The 25235-nt window shown below is 36.0% G+C and carries 21 protein-coding genes; all 21 read left to right on the top strand.

Annotation, left to right across the window (positions count from 1 at the left end):
• Positions 1 to 33: 33 nt before the first annotated feature.
• The 21 genes from RHO11_07875 (at position 34) to rlmB (ending at position 25216) form a co-directional block, all read left to right on the top strand.
• On the top strand, positions 34 to 522 hold the full coding sequence (locus tag RHO11_07875) for an OmpH family outer membrane protein (protein WVD60419.1): 489 nt from the start codon (positions 34 to 36) through the stop codon (positions 520 to 522).
• Complete coding sequence (gene lpxD, locus RHO11_07870; GenBank protein ID WVD60418.1) at positions 522 to 1550, top strand: UDP-3-O-(3-hydroxymyristoyl)glucosamine N-acyltransferase; 1029 nt, start codon at positions 522 to 524, stop codon at positions 1548 to 1550. Before RHO11_07875 ends, lpxD begins: the two co-directional genes overlap by 1 nt.
• A gap of 120 nt (positions 1551 to 1670) precedes the next feature.
• Entirely contained in the window at positions 1671 to 2972 is a 1302-nt protein-coding gene (gene tig, locus RHO11_07865) for a trigger factor (GenBank protein WVD60417.1), read from the top strand.
• An 80-nt stretch (positions 2973 to 3052) separates the two neighbouring features.
• Complete coding sequence (gene clpP, locus RHO11_07860; GenBank protein ID WVD60416.1) at positions 3053 to 3670, top strand: ATP-dependent Clp endopeptidase proteolytic subunit ClpP; 618 nt, start codon at positions 3053 to 3055, stop codon at positions 3668 to 3670.
• 76 nt (positions 3671 to 3746) lie between these two features.
• The gene (gene clpX, locus RHO11_07855; GenBank protein ID WVD60415.1) at positions 3747 to 4994 is read left to right on the top strand and encodes an ATP-dependent protease ATP-binding subunit ClpX; all 1248 of its coding nucleotides are present in this window, start codon (positions 3747 to 3749) and stop codon (positions 4992 to 4994) included.
• A 207-nt stretch (positions 4995 to 5201) separates the two neighbouring features.
• Positions 5202 to 7595, top strand: a complete 2394-nt coding sequence (lon, locus tag RHO11_07850) for an endopeptidase La (protein WVD62869.1) — start codon at positions 5202 to 5204, stop codon at positions 7593 to 7595.
• Positions 7596 to 7845: 250 nt separating this feature from the next.
• Positions 7846 to 9669 (top strand): SurA N-terminal domain-containing protein, encoded by a 1824-nt coding sequence (locus RHO11_07845; protein ID WVD60414.1) that lies wholly within the window; start codon positions 7846 to 7848, stop codon positions 9667 to 9669.
• 144 nt (positions 9670 to 9813) lie between these two features.
• Complete coding sequence (locus tag RHO11_07840; GenBank protein WVD60413.1) at positions 9814 to 10134, top strand: ComEA family DNA-binding protein; 321 nt, start codon at positions 9814 to 9816, stop codon at positions 10132 to 10134.
• A gap of 150 nt (positions 10135 to 10284) precedes the next feature.
• A complete protein-coding gene (locus RHO11_07835) occupies positions 10285 to 11280 on the top strand; it encodes an aspartate-semialdehyde dehydrogenase (protein WVD60412.1) in 996 nt (331 codons plus the stop codon).
• Positions 11281 to 11295: 15 nt separating this feature from the next.
• Positions 11296 to 12078 (top strand): tRNA pseudouridine(38-40) synthase TruA, encoded by a 783-nt coding sequence (gene truA, locus RHO11_07830; GenBank protein WVD60411.1) that lies wholly within the window; start codon positions 11296 to 11298, stop codon positions 12076 to 12078.
• Positions 12079 to 12285: 207 nt separating this feature from the next.
• On the top strand, positions 12286 to 13167 hold the full coding sequence (gene accD, locus RHO11_07825) for an acetyl-CoA carboxylase, carboxyltransferase subunit beta (protein ID WVD60410.1): 882 nt from the start codon (positions 12286 to 12288) through the stop codon (positions 13165 to 13167).
• A 45-nt stretch (positions 13168 to 13212) separates the two neighbouring features.
• The gene (gene folC / locus RHO11_07820) at positions 13213 to 14511 is read left to right on the top strand and encodes a bifunctional tetrahydrofolate synthase/dihydrofolate synthase (protein ID WVD60409.1); all 1299 of its coding nucleotides are present in this window, start codon (positions 13213 to 13215) and stop codon (positions 14509 to 14511) included.
• Positions 14504 to 15022, top strand: a complete 519-nt coding sequence (locus RHO11_07815; protein WVD60408.1) for an SPOR domain-containing protein — start codon at positions 14504 to 14506, stop codon at positions 15020 to 15022. Before folC ends, RHO11_07815 begins: the two co-directional genes overlap by 8 nt.
• A gap of 64 nt (positions 15023 to 15086) precedes the next feature.
• Positions 15087 to 15578, top strand: a complete 492-nt coding sequence (locus RHO11_07810) for a CvpA family protein (GenBank protein ID WVD60407.1) — start codon at positions 15087 to 15089, stop codon at positions 15576 to 15578.
• A gap of 31 nt (positions 15579 to 15609) precedes the next feature.
• Positions 15610 to 17139, top strand: coding sequence for an amidophosphoribosyltransferase (purF, locus tag RHO11_07805; protein WVD60406.1), 1530 nt, complete (start codon positions 15610 to 15612; stop codon positions 17137 to 17139).
• A gap of 8 nt (positions 17140 to 17147) precedes the next feature.
• Complete coding sequence (locus tag RHO11_07800; protein ID WVD60405.1) at positions 17148 to 17744, top strand: UbiX family flavin prenyltransferase; 597 nt, start codon at positions 17148 to 17150, stop codon at positions 17742 to 17744.
• 250 nt (positions 17745 to 17994) lie between these two features.
• On the top strand, positions 17995 to 19734 hold the full coding sequence (locus RHO11_07795; GenBank protein WVD60404.1) for an inverse autotransporter beta domain-containing protein: 1740 nt from the start codon (positions 17995 to 17997) through the stop codon (positions 19732 to 19734).
• 129 nt (positions 19735 to 19863) lie between these two features.
• Positions 19864 to 20811, top strand: a complete 948-nt coding sequence (locus RHO11_07790; GenBank protein ID WVD60403.1) for a hypothetical protein — start codon at positions 19864 to 19866, stop codon at positions 20809 to 20811.
• Between the two features lie 125 nt (positions 20812 to 20936).
• Positions 20937 to 21962, top strand: a complete 1026-nt coding sequence (locus tag RHO11_07785; protein WVD60402.1) for a hypothetical protein — start codon at positions 20937 to 20939, stop codon at positions 21960 to 21962.
• A gap of 153 nt (positions 21963 to 22115) precedes the next feature.
• Complete coding sequence (gene rnr / locus RHO11_07780) at positions 22116 to 24482, top strand: ribonuclease R (GenBank protein ID WVD60401.1); 2367 nt, start codon at positions 22116 to 22118, stop codon at positions 24480 to 24482.
• Positions 24479 to 25216 (top strand): 23S rRNA (guanosine(2251)-2'-O)-methyltransferase RlmB, encoded by a 738-nt coding sequence (gene rlmB / locus RHO11_07775; GenBank protein ID WVD60400.1) that lies wholly within the window; start codon positions 24479 to 24481, stop codon positions 25214 to 25216. The genes rnr and rlmB overlap by 4 nt, the downstream gene beginning before the upstream one ends.
• Positions 25217 to 25235 lie beyond the last annotated feature (19 nt).

Raw genomic sequence — 25235 nt, 5'->3', positions numbered from 1 at the left:
GTAAAATTATAGGTAATATAAAAGGTGATTAGTGTGAAAAAAATTGTATCAATTATAAGTTTAAGTTTGGCTTTATTATTTACAGGCACAGCGCTTGCAGAAACAAAAATAGCCGTTATTGACGTTATGTCTATCTTACAACAAATGCCAGAAAGAGATAAAGTGGGTAAAACCCTTGATTCTGAGTTTGAAGCAAGAGCGAAAGGTTTACAGCAAGAAGAGAAAAAAGCGAATGAAGCTGCTCAAAAACTACAAAAAGATGGTATGACGCTATCTGAATCTGAAAAAGCAAAATTAACTAAAGTAATTAAAGCGTTCCAAGATAAAGCGAATACGTTCTCTACTGATTACCGTAAACGCGAAAATGAAGAAGCTAATAAATTATTAGTTAAAATTCAAGATGCAGTCGCGAAGATTGCCAAAGAACAAAAATATGATCTTATTTTGAAAGCAGAAGCTGCTTTTTATGTTGTTGATTCAGTTGATATCACCAATCAAGTTTTACAACAGGTTAATAAATAATGTATGCATATAAGCTTAAAGAACTGGCAGAGAAATTAGATGCTGTTTTAGTCGGTGATGGGGATATTGTTATTAGTAGTATTGCCTCAATGGCAAATGCTGGAAAAGGACAAATTACTTTTTTATCCGATAATAAATATCAAGACCAGCTACAGTCGTGTAAAGCAACTGCAGTTGTTTTGACAGAGGAAAGCTTATCTCATTGGAATGGCGCAGCATTAATTGTTGGCAATCCTTATTTGACCTATGCAAGATTAGCTCAATTATTGGATACTACGCCAAAACCAGCACACGGAATTGCACCATCAGCTGTTATCGCTGATGATGCGGTGCTAGGTAAAAATGTTTCGATAGGAGCTAATTCAGTCATTGAAAATGGTGTTACCCTTGGTGATAATGCTATTATAGGTGCAGGTTGTTTTATTGGTAAAAATAGTAAAATTGGTGCTAATACCAAGTTATGGGCCAATGTTTCGATATATCATAATATTGAAATTGGTGATAATTGCTTGATTCAATCTGGAGCCGTTATCGGTTCTGATGGTTTTGGTTATGCGAATGATCGCGGAAACTGGGTTAAAATACCACAATTAGGCCGTGTTATTATTGGTAACAATGTGGAAATTGGAGCCTCAACGACGATTGATCGTGGCGCACTTGACGATACTGTGATTTGTGATGGTGTTATTATTGATAACCAATGTCAAATTGCACATAATGACTTTATTGGTGCTCATACTGCTGTTGCTGGTGGTGTGATTATGGCTGGTAGTCTGAAAATCGGTAAGTATTGCTTGATCGGTGGTGCTAGTGTCATCAACGGTCATATGGAAATTTGTGATAAAGTAACTGTAACAGGGATGGGGATGGTTATGCGACCTATTTCTGAACCAGGTGTTTACTCTTCAGGAATTCCTTTACAAGAGAATAAAGTATGGCGTAAAACTGCCTCATTAGTGTTACACATTGATGAAATGAATAAACGATTAAAATCGTTAGAGAAGAAACTATTAAAATTCTCGACGTAAGCTGTATCGGCCTGTATAATGCATGGCTATTTTATAAACTTTATTGTGTTTGATTGTTAGGGAACATATATTCTGTTTTCACGCGAATACAAATTAATTCATGATGTTGAGGTATCAAAGATGCAAGTTTCTGTGGAAACCACACAAGGATTAGGTAGACGTTTAACGATAACTATTCCATCAGAAGATATTAAAAAAGCAGTTGATAAAGAACTTGTTAATACTGCTAAGAAAGTCCGTATAGATGGTTTCCGTAAAGGGAAAGTACCTTTAAAAATCGTAGAACAACGTTATGGTGCATCAATTCTACAAGATGCTTTGAGTGATTTAATGCAACGTAACTTTATCGATGCAATCATTCAAGAAAAACTTAACCCAGCGGGCGCGCCTAATTATATCCCTACACAATATAAACAAGGTGAAGATTATCCGTTTACCGTTGAGTTTGAAGTGTATCCACAAGTTGAAATTAAAGATCTTGATAAAATCGAAGTTGAAAAACCAGCAGCAGAAGTTGCAGATGCTGACGTTGAAACAATGATCGAGACTTTACGTAAACAACAAGGAACTTGGAAACAAGTTGATAAAGAAGCACAAGATCAGATGCGCGTTGTACTTGATTTCGTTGGTACTGTTGATGGTGAAGAGTTTGAAGGCGGTAAAGCTACCGATTTCGCACTAGTATTAGGTCAAGGCCGAATGATTCCTGGTTTTGAAACTGCTATTTTAGGTCATAAAGCTGGTGACAGTTTTGATATTGATGTTACTTTCCCAGAAGATTACCATGCTGAAAATTTAAAAGGTAAAGCGGCTAAATTTGCTTCAACATTGAAAAAAGTTGAAGAGTTAGAGTTACCTGAATTAACAGCTGATGTTATTAAACGTTTCGGTATCGCTGATGGCACCATTGATGCTTTAAAAGCTGAAGTACGTAAAAATATGGTTAGAGAGCTTAAAGCTACTATCCGCAATAAAATCAAAGCACAAGTTATTGATGGTTTAGTTAAACATAACGATATGGAAGTTCCAGTAGCGTTAATTGACCGTGAAGTTGATGTATTACGTCAACAAGCGATGTCACGTTTTGGTAATAATGCTCCTCAATCAATTGAGTTGCCAAAAGAGTTATTCGAAGCTGAAGCGAAAAAACGTGTTATTATCGGATTATTATTTAGCGAAATTATCGAAAGTAACAAACTTTCTGCTGATGAAGCTCGCGTAAAAGGTCTTATTGATGAGATTGCAACAGCATATGAAGATCCGAAAGAAGTCGTTGCTTACTACAGCAAGGATAAAAAAGCATTAGATAATTTGAAATCTGTTGCTTTAGAAGATCAAGTTGTAGACTTATTACTAGAGAAAGCTAAAGTTACTGAAAAAGCATCTTCATTCTCGGAATTAATGAATCAACAGCCTGCTTAATGTAAGTTGTTTTTTATATCAGTTATAGCCCAAAATAAGAGTGTTCTTTTTTGGGCTGTTTTATTTAGTTAGGAGGAAAAATGTCTTATCAAAACAATTCATTAGATGAAAGAATGAATGTTGTTCCAATGGTTGTTGAGCAGAGTTCACGAGGTGAACGGGCATATGACATTTATTCTAGACTGTTAAAAGAGCGTATTATTTTTATGACAGGTCAGGTCGAAGACCATATGGCTAATTTAATTGTTGCTCAAATGTTATTTTTAGAAGCCGAAAATCCAGAAAAAGATATTTATCTTTATATTAATTCTCCTGGTGGCGTTATTACATCTGGTATGTCTATCTATGATACGATGCAGTTTATCAAGCCCGATGTTAGTACAATTTGTTTAGGTCAAGCATGCTCAATGGGCGCATTTTTATTGACGGCTGGAGCTAAAGGTAAGCGCTATTGCTTACCAAATGCGAGAGTGATGATTCACCAACCTTTAGGTGGCTTTCAAGGACAGGCTTCTGATATTCAAATTCATGCTCAAGAAGTGCTTAAAATTAAAAATAGAATGAATGAATTGATGGCATTGCATACAGGGCAGGCTTTAGAAGTTATTGAGAAAGATACTGATCGTGACAATTTTATGTCAGCACAACAAGCCGTCGATTATGGTTTAGTTGATGCTATTTTTGAAAAAAGAGTGTAATTAGACATAAATTGGTAACAGGTGGATTTTAAAATCCTTATCTATTTACTGTAAATAGTTATAACAGGTGATTGTAGTGAATAAAGAGAAATCAGGAAAGTTACTTTACTGCACTTTCTGTGGTAGAAGCAAGAATGAAACCAAAAAGCTAATAGAGTGTTCATCATCGATTTATATTTGTGATGAGTGTATTCATTCTTTAAATGAAATATTAGAAAGTGATGATAGCGATTTTAGCAATGGTGATGATATTGCAACAAAACCATTACCAACACCACACGAAATTAGAGCTCACTTAGATGAATATGTTATCGGGCAAGAGCAAGCTAAAAAAGTTCTTTCTGTTGCGGTATATAATCATTATAAACGTTTACGGGCACCTAAAAGTCAAGATGGCGTAGAGCTAGGTAAAAGTAATATTTTACTTATTGGGCCAACCGGGAGCGGTAAAACATTATTAGCGGAAACATTAGCTCGTTTTCTTGATGTTCCTTTCGCAATGGCCGATGCAACAACATTAACTGAAGCTGGGTATGTGGGTGAAGATGTTGAAAATATCATTCTAAAATTGTTACAAAGCTGTGACTATGATATTGCTAAAGCACAACGTGGTATTATTTATGTTGATGAAATTGATAAGATTTCTCGTAAATCAGAAAATCCGTCTATCACCCGAGATGTTTCTGGTGAAGGTGTCCAGCAGGCCTTACTAAAAATAATTGAAGGCACGGTTGCTTCTGTTCCACCAAAAGGTGGTCGAAAAATGCCTCAGCAGGAATTTTTACAAGTTGATACATCAAAAATTCTATTTATTTGTGGTGGTGCTTTTGCCGGCTTAGATAAAGTGATTGCAAGCCGAGTATCTGTAAATACGGGGATTGGCTTTGGTGCTGAAGTTAAGGGTGAACAACAAAAAGCGACTGAATCAGAGTTATTGGCACAAATTGAGCCAGTAGATCTCGTTAAATTTGGTCTAATTCCTGAATTTATTGGTCGATTACCGGTTGTTGCTGCGCTTTCAGAACTTGATAAAGCTGCATTAATTCAAATTTTAGTCGAACCTAAAAATGCATTAACTAAACAATATCAAGCATTATTTGAGTTAGAAAATGTTAAGTTAGAATTTACAACTGAAGCACTTGAAGCGATTGCTGCAAAAGCAATGGTTCGTAAAACAGGGGCAAGGGGACTTCGTTCAATTGTTGAAAACATTTTATTAGATGTTATGTATGATCTACCTTCACTAAAAAATGTGAATAAAGTTGTGGTAGATCGAGACACAATTGAAAAACAGACTCTTCCTCAAATTATTTATAACTCATAATTTCATACCTGCATTTTTCTTCTGGGGGAACTCGTTGTAAAAATGCAGGTAATAAATCCATCAAATAATATTATTTAGCTTCAATATAATTACCTACCTTATGATTATTGGTCTTGAATATAAAGAAATCGACCCAATATCATTTGAATATGAAATTAATACCGTTTTAGAGAGCATAATATGAGAACAAAACAATCAAAGCAGGTGATGCCAGTTTTACCACTACGAGATGTTGTGGTGTTCCCTCACATGGTTATTCCATTGTTTGTTGGTCGAGATAAATCGATCCGTTGCTTAGAAAAAGCAATGGAGATGAATAAGCAAGTATTTCTAGTGACACAAAAAGATGCCACTCTAGACGATCCACAAGAGAGTGATCTTTTTTCCGTCGGAACTATTGCTAATATTCTGCAATTATTAAAACTACCTGATGGGACAATCAAAGTTTTAGTTGAAGGTGTAGAACGCGCTAAACTCGTTAATATTATTGATCAAGATATTGAAACCTTTTTTATTGGTAATATTCAGCAAGTAAAAGAGTTAAAAGTTGATTCAATCAGTGAAGCGTTAGTTAGAGTGACTTTGTCTAATTTTGAAGAGTATGCAAAGTTAAACAAAAAAATTACTCAAGAAGTAGTTGATTCAATTCGCTTAATAAAAGAACCTGCACAATTAGCAGATTCAATTGCCTCAACTCTTTTTGTTAAAGTTGAGCAGAAACAAGATATTTTAGCTTGTTTAGACTTAGAGAAACGGTTTGAATTTTTAGTTTCGATGATGGAATCGGAAATTGATTTGCTGCAAGTTGAGAAAAATATCCGTCAACGTGTTAAACAGCAAATGGAAAAGGCGCAAAAAGAGTATTATCTTAATGAGCAAATTAAGGCGATTCATAAAGAATTAGGGGATATAGATAATAAACCTGATGAATATGAAGAGCTTAAGGTCAAGATAGATAAAGCTAAAATGCCTAAAGAAGCCGTTGAAAAAGTAATGGCTGAGCTGAATAAACTAAAAATGATGCCAGCAATGTCAGCTGAGGCAACGGTAGTTCGCGGCTATATTGACTGGATGCTACAGGTTCCTTGGTCGAAAAAAAGCAAAGTTAAGAAAGGAATTAAAGAAGCTCAAAAAGTACTTGATCATGATCATTATGGACTTGAGCGGGTTAAAGACCGTATTTTAGAATATTTAGCGGTACAAGGGCGTGTTAATAAAATCAAAGGGCCAATTTTATGTTTAGTTGGGCCTCCAGGTGTTGGTAAGACTTCATTAGGTCAATCTATTGCTAAAGCAACTGGGCGTGAATATGTTCGAATGGCGCTTGGCGGTGTCCGTGATGAAGCAGAGATTAGAGGTCACCGTAGAACATATATTGGTTCTATGCCGGGTAAGTTAATTCAGCGCATGGCTAAAGTTGGCGTGAGAAATCCGCTATTTTTACTTGATGAGATTGATAAAATGTCATCGGATATGCGTGGCGATCCAGCTTCTGCATTACTTGAAGTTCTCGATCCAGAACAGAATAGTGCTTTTAATGATCACTATTTAGAAGTTGATTATGATCTATCTGATGTTATGTTTGTTGCAACTGCCAATTCGATGAATATTCCAGTACCATTGCTTGACCGTATGGAAGTGATTCGTTTATCGGGTTATACCGAAGACGAGAAATTGAATATTGCTAAACAACATTTATTACAAAAACAGATTGATAATAATGGTCTTAAACCGACTGAGATTGAGATTGATGATTCAGCAATTATGGGTATTATTCGTTATTATACTCGTGAAGCAGGTGTTCGTAGTTTAGAACGTGAAATTGCTAAAATTTGTCGTAAAGTGGTTAAGCAACTTGCACTTAGTAAACAAGTTAAGAAAATTGTCATTACTCAAGATAATCTTCATGACTTCTTAGGTGTACAGCGCTTTGATTACGGAAAAATTGACGATGAAAGCCGCATCGGCCAAGTCAATGGATTAGCGTGGACAGAAGTTGGCGGTGATTTACTTACCATTGAATCAGTTAGTGTACCAGGTAAAGGGAAATTGACTTATACCGGTTCATTAGGTGATGTGATGCAAGAGTCCATTCAAACCGCATTGACCGTCGTACGTGCTCGAGCTGAAAAATTAGGCATTAATAATGATTTTTACGAAAAACGTGATATTCATGTTCATGTTCCTGATGGTGCGACACCAAAAGATGGTCCTAGTGCCGGTATTGCAATGTGTACGTCATTGATTTCAACTTTAACGGGGAATCCAGTTAAGGCTGATGTCGCAATGACGGGTGAAATTACTTTACGGGGACAGGTGTTGCCAATTGGTGGACTAAAAGAGAAGTTACTTGCAGCACATCGTGGTGGAATTAAGACTGTTATCATTCCAATTGATAATGTGAAGGATTTGGAAGAGATCCCTGATAATATTAAAGCGGAATTAGATATCCATCCTGTAAAATGGATTGATGATGTGATTACCATTGCTTTGGCAAATAACCCATTTGGTATTGAGACAGTTAAAGTGCCTAAAAAGGTTACTAAACCCGTAGCGAAAAAAAGTAAGAATATTATACCTGCTTCAGGGACTATTAATTAATTTTTGATTAAAATTACAAAGCTGACGTATGTCAGCTTTTTTTATTTTAAAATTTTAATAAAATAGCGCTCATTTTCTGGTAATAATAAAAAATTCAGACTAGATGTATCGTTAGGATTTAATATTTATAGCATAGCGAATCTTAATAGATATGATATACTTTTCGCCATTAAAAATTGGGTGAATATAAATACTTATTTCAATGAATAAACGTTGCCATGATAAGTTATTCAATGGAGAACAATAAACGATGATGGAAAAAATTCGAACTGCGGCTAATAGTATTGTTGTTAAAGTTATTTTTGCAATAATTATTTTAGCTTTTATTTTTACTGGCGTTGGTGGTTTATTTGGTATGCACGGTAATAGTGCTGATGATGAACGCCTCTATATTGCTAAGGTCGATGGCGAAGGAATTGGCCGTGCTGGATTTGAAGATCAAGTTAATCGGGCTATGGAACAGACTGTTGCATTAGGTTCTGATGATATGGTTAATCGAGAAGTGAGAAAACAAGTGTTCTTATCACTCGTTGATAATCATTTAGGTTATAAGCTATCGGATGATTTGGGATTAAAAATTTCAGATGATCAGGTTAAAAATATTATTACAAAACAACGTGTTTTCTTTGTAAATGGTGCATTTAATAACGAGAAATTTATATCGTTATTACGACGAAATGGCTATACACCCGATAGTTATGCTGAGTACTTAAGAGCTGAACAGCAAAAAAATCAATTATTAAATGCATTATTATTAACCAATTTTGCTTTACCTGTTGAGTCAGATATCTCTCAACTAGTTGATCAGAAACGTGAAGGTTACTATGCTCAAGTTAACCTTGGCGATATTGTTGATAAATCCGCAATTGATATTTCAGAAGATGAAATTAAGCAATATTATCTTGAAAATACAAATCAATTTGCGCTTGGCGATAGAATAAAAATTAAGTTTGTTGCGAATACTTATGGCGATGCCATGAAACAAGCTCAAATGCCTACCGAAGCTGAATTACTTGCCGCATATGAGAGTAATAAGGCTGATTATACCCAGCCAGCTAAATATGAATATGTATTAGTTAGAGCGGATAATCAAGCTGATGCAAAAACGTTAGATACTCAAATTAAAAAGAGTAAAAATATTGCCAATATTGATTCTACTAATTTAATTAATTTAGGTTGGTTTGCGGAAACAGCGATTCCTGATTATTTACAACTTGGCTTGACTAAAAAAGGTGATTCAACTGTCGCTAATCTAGATGGCAGTGACTATGTGGTCTTTTTACAAGATATACAAAAACCACAACTATTACCTTTTGAATATGTTGGAGAGAAGCTTAAATCTGAGTTATATTCTCAACGTGTTCAAGCTATTTACGATGCAAAAAATCAGAAATTATTAGACGCGAGAAATAAATATCAAACTCTCGAAGAGATTGCTAAAGCGGCCGATCTTGAATTAGTTGAACCTGAAAATTGGCAGATCAAAAATAATCCATACTCTATTGTTAGTAATCAAGAATTGAACAATTATTTATTTAGTGATGAGATGGTTAAAAATGGTGTTGCAACACAAACGATTTCTGATTTAGTTGAAATTACCGATCCTAAAGCAACATATGTTACACAGGTTTTAGACTATCGTCCTGCCAACGTTGCTCCTTATGAGAAAGTTCATGATCAGATACAAAAACAACTTAATCAACAAAAAGTGATTGGAATGTTTAATACGTCATTGAGCGATGTTGTTGAAAAATTAAATAATGGTGTTTCAGATTCACGAATTAATTTTGCAACAAAATATGACTTAACACGAGATTCAAAAGAATTCGATGAAAATACGGTTAATATGATTTACTCTTTGGTTCCGCCATTAGAAAATAAACGTGTTTTTGGTTTTAATTTACTTGATGATAAGACTGCGATTGTTGCTGTTTTGACAAAAGTTGAAAATGGTGAAGAACAAGATATGTCAGCACAATTGACGAATATTGATCAGTATGCAGCTTATGCAGATCTCAACTTATTCTTACGTTCAAATGCTAAAATTGAAATGATGCCTAATTCAAATTTGTGATAGATTTAGCAATAAATAAATTAGAATAGAAATTTCTTAAAGCCACTTTATGTGGCTTTTTGCATTATTAACCTCATGTTTATTTTATTTTAATTTTTTATGAGATAGTGATTAGGCTTATTTTTTATATTTAAGGAGTCACTTATGAAAAGCATTAGACACTATTTAATTATGGCTATTTTCGGTGGATTATCGCTCTTGTCAGGATGGTCTATTCATGCAGAACCAACAGCAACCGCTCCGCTGCCGTTGCAAAAAAACGAGATGATATCTCAAGTTAATATTAACCAAGCTTCAGCTGAAGAGATCGCCAAATATTTAAATGGGATCGGGCTTAGCAAGGCGAAAAAAATTGTGGAATATCGGGAAAAGTTTGGTCCATTTGTTTCGATTGAACAATTGAAAGAGGTCTCAGGTATTGGGCAGTCAATTATTGATCGTAATATCGGTAAGTTGGTATTGTAGCTAAACTATTTAATATAGAGGCGAATTAGAGCCTCTATTTTTATCCTGTACTTTATATCTTATGTATCAACTGACTTATTATTGTTGTATCTTAGCTAAAATAATCAGTATAATCGAGCTCAATTTAATTTGTTATAGTAGGTTGTTAATATGGCATCATGGAATATTGCAGTTGTTGGTGCAAATGGTCAGGTTGGTAGTGCATTAGTTGAATTATTGGAAAATAGTGATCTAACTATTGAGCATCTTGATTTAATTGGTAGCGATAATAGTGAAGGTGAGATTGTTAGGTTTGCAGGTAAAAACTTAACAATTAAGCATATTGATCAGATGAATTGGTCAAACTGTCATTTAGTCTTTTTCGCCGCAAATCAAGAAACATCAGAGAAATATGCTCGATTAGCTGCTCAATCGGGTTGTGTTGTGATTGATGCAACAGGAATTTTTGCATTAGATGAATCGATTCCATTGGTATTACCGAAAGTTAATGAGTCTCGCCTTGAAGATTACCGTAATGAAAACATTGTCTCAGTGGCTAATCCAATGGTAAGTCAAGCTTTACGCAGTATGGCTGCATTGACCGATATTGAACAATTATCTCAATTACATATTACCAATTTAGTTCCTGCTTCTTACTATGGAAAAAAAGGCGTAAATTCATTAGCTGGACAAAGTGCTCGTTTATTAAATGGTTTACCTGCGGAAAACGATTTTTTTGATAAGCAACTCGCTTTTAATGTATTACCTAGTTCATTGACGGGTGATGAGCAAATTGTTGAACAGATTCGACGTATTACCGGTAATTACCAATTAGCCATTTCAGTTGATTCTATGTTGGTACCTGTTTTTTATGGCTTAACTCAAGCAATATCATTTGTTTCATCGGTACCACATAGTATTGCTAAAGATGATACGCTATTATCGCAATATGGCGTAACATTAGTGTCTGATGATTACCCGACTCCTGTTACTGTTATTAATAATGAACAACCAGAAGAACAAATAATTATGGTGGCGAACTTCCATTATAGTTATGGTAATCAAGAGCAAATCCAGTTTATGAGTGTTAGTGATAATATTCGTTACTTAGGTGCACGAGTTTTGTTAGAAACTGCTGAAAGTTTATTAATCCATTATATTGATTAAAACGAGTTGCTTTAAATGAAAATTGCATTAGGTGTTGAATATGATGGCAGTCAATATTGTGGTTGGCAACGTCAGCAACATGTTATATCGATTCAACAAAAACTTGAAGAGGCTCTAACTCAGGTTGCTAATGAGCCGATCTCAATATTTTGTGCTGGCCGCACTGATACTGGAGTGCATGCGACAGGGCAAGTGGTTCACTTTGATACCAATGCAATTCGAGCTTTAAATGCCTGGACAATGGGGGTTAATGCTAATTTACCTCCGAGCATTTCTGTATCGTGGGCTCATCTCGTTGATGATTCATTTCATGCAAGATTTAGTGCACAGGCGAGGCGTTATCGTTATATTATCTACAATCATCGTCATCGTTCAGCTATACTAAGTCAGGGAATTACTCATTATTATCAGCCTCTTGATACTGAACGTATGCATGAGGCTGCACAATTTCTTCTGGGTGAAAATGACTTCAGCTCATTTCGCGCCGCCCAATGTCAGTCACTATCACCGTGGCGTAATATTCATCATCTTACCGTTACTCGGCAAGACCGTTATGTTGTGGTTGATATTCAAGCTAATGCATTTGTTCATCATATGGTAAGAAATATTGTGGGTAGTTTATGTGAAGTGGGTAATGGTAATAAACCAATTTTATGGTTAAGAGATCTGTTGCAGGCAAAAGATAGAACACTAGCTGCTGCAACAGCTAAACCAGAAGGGTTATACTTAGTTAATGTGATTTATCCAGAGCAGTTTGAATTACCGAAAAAGCCATTAGGTCCATTGTTTTTAGTATAATTTGAAATAGCAGCAAAAGTAATACCCAATAAAACTGATATTGATTTCGTTCATATTATTACGGTATGATTTGAACAAAAATAGTAACATTCACAAACATGAATTTTGATAAACTAGAAAATAGCTATTAAGTAACCGAGCAAAATACTATACAATAGTGGTAATTTTTCAAGTTTGATAGTAAGCAAGATAAGCAGAAGGTTAATAATGAGTTGGATTGAAAAGATTCTTAACAAGAATAATATCTCATCAGATCACAAAAAGGCCAATATTCCTGGTGGAGTTTGGACTAAATGTACTAGCTGTGAGCAAGTAATATATCAGGCAGAACTTGAACGAAATTTGGAAGTCTGTCCAAAATGTGACCATCATATGAGAATCAGCGCTCGTGTGCGTCTGTCTCGATTCTTAGATGAAGGCTCGGATATTGAAATCGGTACTGATTTAGAGCCGAAAGATATTTTAAAATTTAAAGATTCAAAAAAGTATAAAGATCGTTTAGCAACGGCTCAGAAAGAGACTCATGAACGAGATGCAATGATTGCGATGAAAGGGACATTATTTGGTATCCCTGTCGTTACAGCTTCATTTGAGTTTAGTTTTATTGGTGGTTCTATGTCATCGGTGGTGGGGGCAATGTTTGTCCGAGCTGCAGAGCAAGCTATCGCTGATAAATGTCCACTAATCTGTTTTTCTACTAGTGGTGGTGCTCGTATGCAAGAAGCGCTCTTCTCGTTGATGCAGATGGCTAAAACTAGTGCTATCTTAGCAAAAATGCAAGATGAAGGTTTACCGTATATTTCAGTTATGACTGACCCGACTATGGGGGGGGTATCAGCAAGTTTAGCGATGCTTGGTGATATCAATATTGCTGAACCTAAAGCTTTGATCGGTTTTGCTGGACCAAGAGTTATTGAACAAACGGTTAGAGAAACCCTTCCTGAAGGTTTTCAGCGCAGTGAGTTTTTACTTGAAAAGGGTGCATTAGATATGATCGTTCATCGAAAAGATATGCGAGTTAAAATTGCTAGCATTATTGCTAAAATGATGAAACGACCAGACCCATTTAATGAAACTGTAATTGAATAACCAATCAATCAGTAATCGTAATTGATTCAACTTGATAAGATGAGTATGAATAACGATAAATTGCACAAACCTGACGCCACATCTAGTTTAGAAATGTGGCTCTCCTATCTTGAGCGTATCCATCCAAAAACTATTGAATTAGGGTTGGCAAGAGTCTCTGAGGTAGCAAATAGGTTAGACGTACTTAAACCTGCTCCTTATGTATTTACCGTTGCGGGTACTAACGGCAAAGGAACCACATGCCGTACACTTGAGATGATACTGCTTGAGGCTGGTTTTAGAGTCGGGGTTTATAGCTCTCCTCATCTATTACGTTATACTGAACGGGTGCGCATTAACAATAAAGAGCTTTCTGATCATGCGCATGTCGATGCTTTTAATCACATTGAAAATTGCCGCCAAGACACATCATTAAGCTATTTTGAATATTCTACTCTCTCTGCATTATGGTTGTTTAAACAGGCTAATTTGGATATTGTTATTCTTGAAGTTGGTTTGGGCGGTCGCCTCGATGCTACGAATATTGTTAACGCAGATGTTGCTGTCGTGACGTCGATTGCTCTTGACCATATGGATTACCTTGGTAATACTCGAGAAAGTATTGGCCGTGAAAAAGCGGGTATTTTTAAGAAAAATTGTATCGCTATTGTTGGTGAACCCGATATGCCTCAATCAATTTATGATGTAGCAATACAAACTCAGGTCCAATTACACTGCTGTCGACCAAATTCGGGATATGATTGGCAGTATCAACAAATTGATCAGCATTTTTGGCAATTTAAATCGGCAACTTGCCACTATGAAAGTCTGCCTATCGCGAATGTGCCATTGGCTAATTGTGCAACAGCATTAGCTGCACTCAGTTATTCATCATTAAATATTAGTGAAGATATTATATGTAAAGGTTTGCGTAAAACTGAATTAACTGGGCGATTCCAAGTTATTGCAAATGATCCTTTAGTTATTATCGATGTTGCACATAACCCTCATGCTGCGACTTACTTGAATAACCAATTAAAATCTCTTATTAAAGATAAAACTGACAGTTACAAGCTACGTATTGTGATTGGGATGTTAAAAGATAAAGACATTGCATCAACAGTAAAAATTTTACAGGCAGATGTTTGGTACTGTGCTACATTATATGGAGAGCGTGGAACTAAAGCCGAAGATATTGCGACGTATATTCCGCTAACAGATAAGTCATCTATTCATACTTTTTCTTCTGTTGCAGATGCCTATAAGCAGGCTAAGCAAGATGCGGATAAGAACGATATTATCGTAGTGTGTGGTTCATTTCATACTGTATCAGAAATATTGAGTTTGGTTGCTTCTAATGAATAATAAAAAGCGTAATCAGTTGATCGGTTTCACTGTGTTATTGTTATTTATTCTCTGTATAGGTCCTTATATCATTACTGATAAATCGATGCGTGTTGAATCAACGATTCCTTTATTACCAACCAATGATAATCAATTAATTGAATATACGGATGATTCAGTGAATAGTTCAGCAGTGTTTACTCCTGAAGATGAATTTAATAGTGACCATTCATCAATCATTCATCAAGAACCCACCCCGATTGTTGAACCACAAATTGATAATAGTAATCCACAAAATAGAAAGAATTATGTTGTACAGCTTGTCGCGCTCAAAAATAAGCAAAAAATTGAAGAACTCGTTGCACTATTACGACTAAATAATTATGACGTTTATACTGAACCACAAATACCACAAGAGGGACAAGTCACTCGGTTATTTGTTGGTTACTATCCTACTAAAGAACAAGCTGATATTGTCATTATGGATTTAGAGCATTTAACAAAACTGAAAGGTTTTGCGGTAACAAAATAACAGAAAAGAAGAGAAAAATTCTGTTTAGTTAGGGCTTATTTGGGTTAAAAAGAGAGAAAGGATTATGATGAATTGGGTTGATTTTACGATTATTGGTATCATTGTCTTTTCGGCATTAGTTAGTCTTGTCAGAGGATTTGTTAAAGAGGCACTATCTTTAATTAGTTGGATATGCGCTTTTTTTATCGCTAGTCGATTCTATACTGATATTAGTGGATATTTTACCTATTTCCATGATGAATTTGCCCGTAATGCTACAGCAATCGTGATATTGTTTATTGCAACCTTATTAGTGTGCGCGGTTATCAATTATATTATTAGTGAATTAGTACAAAAAACAGGTTTATCCGGCACTGACCGTGTATTAGGAATTTTCTTCGGTATTTTGCGGGGAATTTTATTAACGGCTGCAGTGTTATTTTTTGTAGATACATTTACGCCTTTGGCTAAAAGTGTCGCATGGCAGGAGTCTATTTTGATCCCCCATTTTCATTTTATTGTTCGTTGGTTCTTTGAAACATTGCAAAACTCGTCTTCATTTTTAGTTAACTCGTAATCATTCTTTGTAATTATTTAGGGGTCATATTATGTGCGGAGTAGTAGGTGTTGTTGGTTTTAGTCCTGTAAATCAATCAATTTATGATGCGCTAACTGTATTGCAACATCGAGGGCAGGATGCAGCAGGAATCGTAACTATAGATGAAAACGATTTTTTTCGATTACGTAAAGCGAATGGTTTAGTACAAGATGTATTCCAGTCACAACATATGCAACGTTTGCAAGGAAATATTGGGATTGGCCACGTAAGATATCCTACTGCTGGTAGTTCTAGTGTATCGGAAGCACAGCCATTTTATGTTAATGCTCCTTATGGTATTACGCTTGCGCATAATGGCAATTTAACTAATACTGCCGAATTACGTAATAATATTCTAAAGAAGGCAAGACGGCATGTTAATACTTACTCTGACTCTGAAGTATTACTCAATATTTTAGCGAGTGAGCTTGATAAATATTCAGTTTACCCATTAACACCAGATAATATTTTTTCTGCGTTAGAACAAGTTAATAATATTATTAAAGGTGCTTATGCTTGTGTCGCTATGATTATTGGACATGGGCTCATTGCTTTTCGTGATCCTCATGGTATTCGTCCACTAGTGATTGGTAAGCGTGTTATTAATGAAAAACAGTCCGAGTATATGGTCGCTTCAGAAAGTGTGGCTCTTGATACCTTAGATTTCGAATTTGTTCGCGATGTTGAGCCTGGAGAAGTCATTTATATTTCTCAAGATGGTCAGTTTTACTCTAAACAAAGTACACAACGTTTGGAGTATCGTCCCTGTATTTTTGAATATGTCTATTTTGCTCGTCCTGATTCATTAATGAATGGAATTTCAGTCTATCAATCAAGAATCCTGATGGGACAAAAATTAGGTCAAAAAATTGCTAGAGAGTGGCATGCTCTTGATATTGATGTGGTTATTCCAATTCCGGAAACATCTTGTGATGCTGCTTTAGAAATAGCGCGTATTCTTAATAAACCTTATCGACAAGGGTTTGTCAAAAATCGTTATGTCGGTAGAACTTTTATTATGCCAGGGCAAACTGTTCGTCGTCGTTCAGTGAGAAGAAAATTGAATGCAAATAGAATTGAGTTTGAAGGTAAGAACGTTTTATTAGTTGATGATTCAATTGTTCGAGGAACGACTTCTCAAGAGATTCTTGAAATGGTTCGTTCCGTTGGAGCGAAGAAAATTTATTTAGCTTCAGCCGCACCAGAAATACGTTATCCAAATGTTTATGGTATTGATATGCCAGTTGCTAACGAGCTAATTGCTTATCAACGTAATGTTGAAGAGATCGCTCAGGCGATTGGTGCAGATAAACTTATTTATCAAGATTTAGCTGATTTAGTTGATGCAGTGAAAGAGGGTAATCCAAAAATTGATAAATTTGAATCTTCAGTATTTGATGGCTGCTACGTGACAGGTGATATTAGTGATGCTTATTTAGCTAATTTACAAAACAGCCGTCGTGATATTACTAATAATGCTAAGAATCAAGCTAATAGCAAAGAGTCAGAGAATTTAGAAATTTATAATGTCGGTGGATAATAGCAAGTATGACACAAACAAATAATCAGCTTGCGCGTAAGCGTATTATTGTCGGTATTTCTGGTGCGAGCGGGGCATTATATGGTATTCGTTTATTAGAACTATTAGCTAAAATACCAAATGTCGAAACTCACTTAGTGATTTCTAATTCAGCCAAACGCACTATTTCTTTAGAAACAGACTATCAATGTCAAGATGTCATTAAATTAGCTGATTATTTTTATGATATCACTGATATAGCCGCAAATATTTCCTCTGGTTCATTTAAAACTCATGGTATGATTATTGTCCCTTGCTCGATTAAAACGTTATCTGGTATTGCAAATAGTTATAGTGATAATTTATTAATCCGAGCAGCGGATGTAGTACTCAAGGAGCGCCGCCCGCTTATTCTTTGTGTTCGTGAGACCCCATTACACTTAGGCCATATCCAATTGATGAAAACGGCCTGTCAAATTGGTGCAACGATTATGCCACTTGTTCCTGCTTTTTATCACATGCCTAAAACAATTGATGAACTGATTGAACAGTCATTAATTAGAGTACTTGATCAACTCGATATTCCACGCCCAGATAAATTTACTTGGCAAACAGTTAATAAATAGCAGTTTGTAAAGAACACCTTTCTGACCTTTATATTTTCTAACAAAAATGTCATTTAATTTTTTTTTAATATTTTGATTTTTATTATAAAAAAAATTAATCTTAAAAATATAAAGAAAATTAACAAAAATAACATTGACCATTGATTAAAGGGTCAGTAAATTTTCCTAAAAATTGTAAAGAATTTTAAAATAAAAATAATCATAAGCTGCATAAAAGAACAGCAATCAGAAACTATAAGGAATGATTAAGATGAAAAATAGTCTTAATTTAACAATGATAGCGACGTTACTCTTGGGGATATTTAATTATAATATTGCCATTGCTCAAGTTGTTCAGGCTAAAGCGCCAGACAATAAAGGTTCTGAGAATAAAAAGTCCCAGGATGTTCGAATTTTCATCAATAATCAACAACGTTCACTTTATCAAATCGCATTATTAAGTAATATTTCAGTGACTGAATTACGTGATTTAAATAAAGGCAGCTTCATCAATACTGATATTGTTAAAGTTGGTGATAGTATTGTGTTGCCTACTGATTCTAAATTATTACCAGCAGAAAATAAAAATAATAAAAAAGAAGATAAGTATCATAATCTACCAAGTCTCGGTTCGTCGGATAAAGCTGGAGATAGTGTGGTCTCTAGTGGTGATACGATGGAGAGTCAAATTGCTACGGTCTTACAGACATTAGGTCAACAAGACTGGAGTAACATGTCTTCAACAAAGCTAAAAGATGATTTAAATAGCCAAACCCAAGGTTATGCTGAAAATTATGTACGTAGTCAAGTCAATAGTCAGCTTATTGATCCTATTCGTAGTGCGGCACAAGACTTTTTAGGTCGTTTTGGGACGGCACAATTACAGTTTGATGTGAGTGATCAAGCTAAGCTAAATAATGTAAATGTTAAGTTATTCAGTCCTTGGTATGATTCAGATAGTACCGTTATCTTCTCTCAATTAACTTATCAAGAGTATGAAAAAGATCGGCGTATTGGTAACTTTGGTATTGGTCAACGTTGGGATTTTGCTGATAAAAAATGGTTAGTGGGTTATAACCTATTTTTTGACCATGATTTTGGTCGTAATCACAATCGTTTAGGTCTAGGCCTTGAAGCTTGGGCTGATTATATAAAATTTGCTGCTAACTATTATACGCCACTATCTGACTGGAAAGATTCTAAAGACTTTGATGATTACTTAGAAAGAGCAGCTAGAGGTTATGATTTCCGTTTTCAAGGTTATTTGCCTTCTTACCCCCATTTAGGCGGTTCATTAATGTTTGAACAGTATTTTGGTGATAAGGTTGCATTATTCGGTAAAGATAATTTACAGAAAGATCCTTATGCAGTGACAGTCGGTGTTGACTATACTCCTGTGCCATTATTTACAATTAAAGGTGAGCACAAACAGGGAGAAAGCGCTAATAAAATGGCGAAAGTTGAGTTGACCATGAATTACCGCTTAGGTGTGCCTCTGAAAGATCAACTAAATCCTAATATGGTTGATGCTGCTCGTTCTTTAAGGGGGAGCCGTTATGATTTGGTTGATCGTAATAACTATATCGTTCTTGAATATAAAGAGAAGAAATTTAGTGTCGATTTAGCCTCATTAGGTGAATGGGAAGAGGGTACCATCCTGCCTCTTGGGATTAGTGTCCATAATGCAAAGGGGACGTTATTACCATTATCTTGGGGTGCTAATTATGCAATGGATTTAGCTACCTTAAGTACAAATAATGGTGACTTATGTTATAACCGCGGTAGCCAAGTTGCAGGAACTCATTGTTCTACCAGTAATCTTTGGAATGGATCCGTTGGTATTGCTAGTAATGATATTGCAAATTGGTCAGTATTAGTTCCCGATTATCTTAATTCTCTGACTGGTGAGCGTAATCCACTGGCAGGGACGACAGCGCAATCTGGTCGATATACTTTTGATGTAACGTTAACTGATGGTAACGGTCGAGTAGCAAAATCAAATACCTCTTGATTATCAGTTAAGCCTTCATCAAATCGTCAAGTCTTATTAAATAATGTTAGTCCAATTCCTGCTGGTGGTTATAGTGCGTTAGGCTCCTCTACAGATCCTGCTGTTGCTAATGGAATAAACTCGATTGTATTGCAAGCAAATTTAGTTTCAAATACGTTTGCGGTTACGCCAGGTATCTCTACCGGTAGTGTTACCGGATTTACAGATCTCTTCTCGTTACTTGAATATACAATTTCGGGCGTCACTGGCGGACCTTGGTCTACTGGTACAACATTTAGGTCAACTTCACCAACAGCGCAAGAGATCTCTAATATAAATAAACTTTATACCGCAACAAGTGGTGGTAATAAGGTGACTTTTGTTGCTGATAATACAACACATCAATGTCCTGTCGCGACACCAAAATGTTTATTAGTTAAAAGTATTACTAAAGTTGTTGGTGGCGGAACGATTTCTGATGATTATCAAATAGAAGTTGCAACAAGTGTTTCACTTAGTAGTGTTGATATTAGCTTAAAATTATCGAGTTATGCAGCCTCATCACCGACTTACGGATCGGGGCCATCGCCAACAACTATCTATTTTAATGGTGGTACACCTTCAAAAATTACGATTTCAAATGGTAGTACCGTTGTTGGGGTCGCCAATAATAGTAAAGTGATTACGATGAATGGACCACTTATCGTCGGTGAAACGTATACTGTAAAAGTCGAAGACAGTGCAAATAATGATATTACATCATCTTCTAGTATTGTATGGTCATTGGTTGGTGATAATAAAGCAGCATGTTTTGCCGCCAATACCATTTTACCAGGAGATAGCAATCCAAATGGCGATGATCCAACAGGTATTATTGCGGCAAGTAAACTCTTCAATATATCTCAAACACCAAGCTACAGAATTAGAGGATTAGTATTGCCTGATCCGGGTTATGCTGCATTAGTGACTGGTGCAACTTCGGGTGGTAAGGCTACTAGTCTAAATAATGATACGGTTTCCAGTATTACGCTGGGTGGCACGAAGAACTATGCATGTGCCGGTGACCAAGGATTTAAATTAAGAATTGATGTAAATTAGTAACATACTAATAAGCTGTATTGTGTACTAGAAAACGATATTGGTAATAAGAAAGTGAAAACAACATTTAGTACCTTAAAGATACTAACTATGTTGATAAATTGATAAAACAAGGAATGATAATTATGAGAAATGTGATCATAAAAAAAATAGCATTAGGTATGTTATTAGCTGGATGTGCTGCTAGTAGCGCATTCGCGTTACCATCTGCAACAACAACGACTATCAAAGGGAATGCACCAACTATTTCATCTACTGCATCGACGCCAACAGCAGGTAAGGTATCTTATATTGTTCAACGTAATGATAGTGGGACATGGAAAGATATTTCGACCTATACCGAGGCAACAGATAAAAGAGTTCGTGCAGGTGACCGCGTTGTGATTAGCTTTAAATATGCCGATACTGATGGTGATGAGTCATATCCAGATTGGACTAAGCCTGCATCCGGCGATCCACAAAATGCGAATCCTTTTGTTGTCTATGTGCCAGAAGCATCAGGAAATGCAAAAATTACTATTCCAGCAAATACGGATTATTCTAATGTTAAATTGGGTACAGCTGGTCAGTATACCTATGTGATTCCAGCAGAAGCTTCTGGACGTACTTTAGCTATTTCATTGACTCCAATGTCTCAATACGGTGATCCATGGAAGGGAACAACAATTGAAGGGAATTTATTTGCTACTACTAGTGGTGGTAGCGGTGGTGGAACAGGGGAAGGTTCTACGCCAGAGACTTGTGAAACCAATCCTGATACCTGTATTCAGCCAAATATTAACAACTTAAAAGTACAAATTGTACATACTACGAATAACTTAATTTATGGTTCATCTACAACATCTGATGTAAATGCAACTGATAATCCAAAAATTGGTGATACGTTTAAATATGTTGTAATTGATACAGGTAATGCTAATAAAGATGTAACGGCTAATTATGATGGTGCATGGAGCTATGCAGGTAAGAATACTCCAGCTGCAAGTGCTGCTACTGCACAAGACCCGGTTGCTAACTCAATTACCAGTGCTACATATACAATTGGTGTCAATAGTCTAGACGAACTAACTTTAGCTGCAAAAAATGCCTCAACGAATTACTATGCAGGCGGTCAAGGCTTCCAGCTTCAAGTGACAATTGCTGAAAAATAGTTTTTTTAAACTGAATTTTTATAAAACCACCCATTTGGGTGGTTTTTCTTTATTATTTCATAACTAATTTTACTAAATTCACGACTATAATTTATAACGCTTAACTCAAATTATGTTATGCTTATTCTCATCTAATCAAAAGGATAACAGATTATGGTTAAAGACCCTTTTTATGATCGCGAAGCTGAAAAATATCAATCACCTATTGCTAGTCGTGAACTCATTATTAGCTATCTAGAAAAGATCGCGAAGCCGGCAAATTTAGATAATATTGCACAAGCGATGGAACTCAAAACCGAAGAGCAAAAAGAGGCATTACACCGTCGTTTAAGAGCGATGGAACGTGATGGGCAGGTTATTTTTACCCGTCGTAAATGTTATGCACTACCTGATAAGTTACTAATGGTTAAAGGTAAAGTCATCGCACATCGTGATGGATTTGGATTCTTAAGAGTAGAGGGGCAAACCGAAGATTATTATCTATCTCCTGAACAGATGAAAAAAGCGCTACAAGGTGATATTGTTTTAGCACAACCGATTGGTAGCCAATATAAAGGCAAAACGGAAGCTCGTATTGTACGAATCCTTGAACCTCGTAGTAACCAGATTGTGGGACGCTATTTTATAGAAGAGGGAATCGGTTTTGTGGTGCCAGATGATAGTCGCTTAAATTTTGATATTCTTATCAGCGAAAAGTATGATCACCAAACTGTACGTATGGGGGCGGTTGTTGTTGTTGAATTACTTAAACGACCTGAATACCGTAAAAAAGCCGTTGGTAAAATTACTGAAGTACTTGGTGATAATATGGGTACTAATTTAGCAATCGAGATTGCGATTCGTAACCATGAAATCCCTTATGAATTTCCGGCTGATGTCGAAAAAGCTGTAAGTAAATTATCTGAGACTGTTTCTGCGCAAGCCAAAAAAGGCCGCAAAGATTTAACATCTCTACCATTAGTTACCATTGATGGTGAAGATGCAAGAGACTTCGATGATGCTGTTTACTGTACTAAAAATAAAGGTGGTGGTTATCGTTTATGGGTTGCTATTGCTGACGTAAGTTATTATGTTCGACCACAAACGGCATTAGATAAAGAAGCATGTAATCGAAGTACATCTGTATATTTCCCTTCTCGGGTTATCCCAATGTTACCAGAAGTGTTGTCTAATGGACTGTGTTCTCTTAATCCGCAAGTCGATAGGTTATGCTTGGTCTGTGAAATGACCATTTCAGCTAAAGGACGACTGACCTCTTATCAATTTTATGAAGCAGTCATGAATTCTCATGCGCGCTTAACTTATACTAAAGTCCAAAAAATTCTTGATGGTGACGAAGAGTTACGTGAGCACTATCAACCGTTAGTAAAAGATTTAGAAAATCTGTATGCTCTATATAAAGTGATGGATAAAGCACGGAATATACGAGGGGCAATTGGCTTTGAATCCGCTGAACCAAAATTTATTTTTAATGCAGATAAAAGAATTGAGCGTGTCGAGATCGCTCAGCGTAATGAGGCGCATAAAATTATTGAAGAGTGTATGATCCTCGCTAATGTATCTGCGGCTCAGTTAGTTGAAGGATTGCTTATCCCATCCCTTTATCGTGTGCATGATAAACCTGATGAAGATAGATTAAATAATCTACGTAGTGTATTGAGTGAATTAGGTCTGGTATTGGACGGTGGCGATAAACCGACGTCAAAAGATGTAGCGAAATTGATGGACGCGGTTGCTGATCGTCCTGATCGTGACATGATCCAAACCCTAATTCTGCGTTCAATGAAACAAGCTATTTATGATCCTGAAAACCGGGGACATTTTGGTTTAGCCCTTGAATCTTATGCACATTTTACTTCACCTATTCGTCGTTATCCTGATTTATTATTACATCGGACAATTAAATGGGTCTTGGCTAAGCAGAATAATAAAGAGAGTAAAACAGGTGGCCATCGTTATGAAATGAGCGAAATGCTCTATTTCGGTGAACATTGTTCAATGAATGAACGTCGTGCTGATGAAGCGGTACGTGATGTTGTTGATTGGTTAAAATGCGATTTTATGCAAGACCATGTTGGGGAAGTGTATGATGGCGTTATCTCCAGTGTTACTAACTTTGGTTTCTTTGTCCGCTTAGATGAGCTATTTATTGACGGTCTGGTCCATGTCTCAACCCTTGAAAATGATTACTACAATTTTGATGCCGGACGTAGCCGTTTAATTGGTGAAAACTCAGGCTTTGTTTATCGTCTCGGTGATAAAGTTAAAGTCCAAGTTGAATCGGTTAATCCTGAAGAGAGAAAAATTGATTTTAGTTTAATAGGTAGTAATAATAAACCTCGTAGACAAGGTAAGACCGCTAAGGAGCGCACGAAAAAAGCTGCGTTAGTACCAACGTCAACAGATCGTCAAAATAAGACGCAAAAGAAAAAGCGTAAAAATACAACTGCTAAGAAAAGTACTGAAAAGCGTACAGCAGCTAAATCATCAATTAAGAAAAAGAAGAAGTCAGCTAAATGAGTGAAATCATATATGGCATGCATGCCATGCAAGGTATATTAGCTCGTTCACCAGAACGAGTCTTAGAAGTGTTTCTATTAAAAAATCGTGATGACAAACGTCTTAATTCGCTGGTACATGAAATAGAATCATTAGGTCTAGTTATCAAATTGGTGGATAAAAAATGGTTAGATGAACAGACCTCACAGGGCGTGCATCAAGGTATCATGGCAAGAATAAAAGAAGGGCGAAGCTATCATGAAAATGATTTACCCGATTTATTACTTAGTAAATCTGATCCCCTAATTTTAATTTTAGATGGCGTCACTGATCCACATAATTTAGGCGCCTGTATTCGTACTGCAGATGCAGCTGGTGTGGATTTAATTATCGTTCCTAAAGATAAATCTGCACCACTTAATGCAACAGCTAAAAAAGTGGCTTGTGGAGCTGCGGAAAGTGTACCGCTTATTCGTGTTACTAATCTAGCTAGAACGTTACGAATGTTAAAAGAAGAACATCATATTTGGTTGGTTGGGACTGCGGGTGAGGCGGATCATTCTTTATATCAAAGTAATTTGACTGGTAAACTTGCTATTATTATGGGAGCGGAAGGTGAAGGAATGAGACGCTTAACCAAAGAGCTTTGTGATGAGCTAGTGAGTATCCCAATGTCAGGTTTTGTCTCTTCTTTAAATGTATCTGTTGCGACCGGAATCTGCCTTTTTGAGGTTGTTAGACAGAAAGCAAAATAATCGCTGATAATTGTAGAGG

Source organism: Orbaceae bacterium BiB, from assembly GCA_036251205.1.
In the GTDB taxonomy this organism is placed as follows: domain Bacteria; phylum Pseudomonadota; class Gammaproteobacteria; order Enterobacterales; family Orbaceae; genus Orbus; species Orbus mooreae.
Note: the sequence above shows the minus strand (reverse complement) of the source record. Positions and strands in the feature narration are given on the sequence as shown.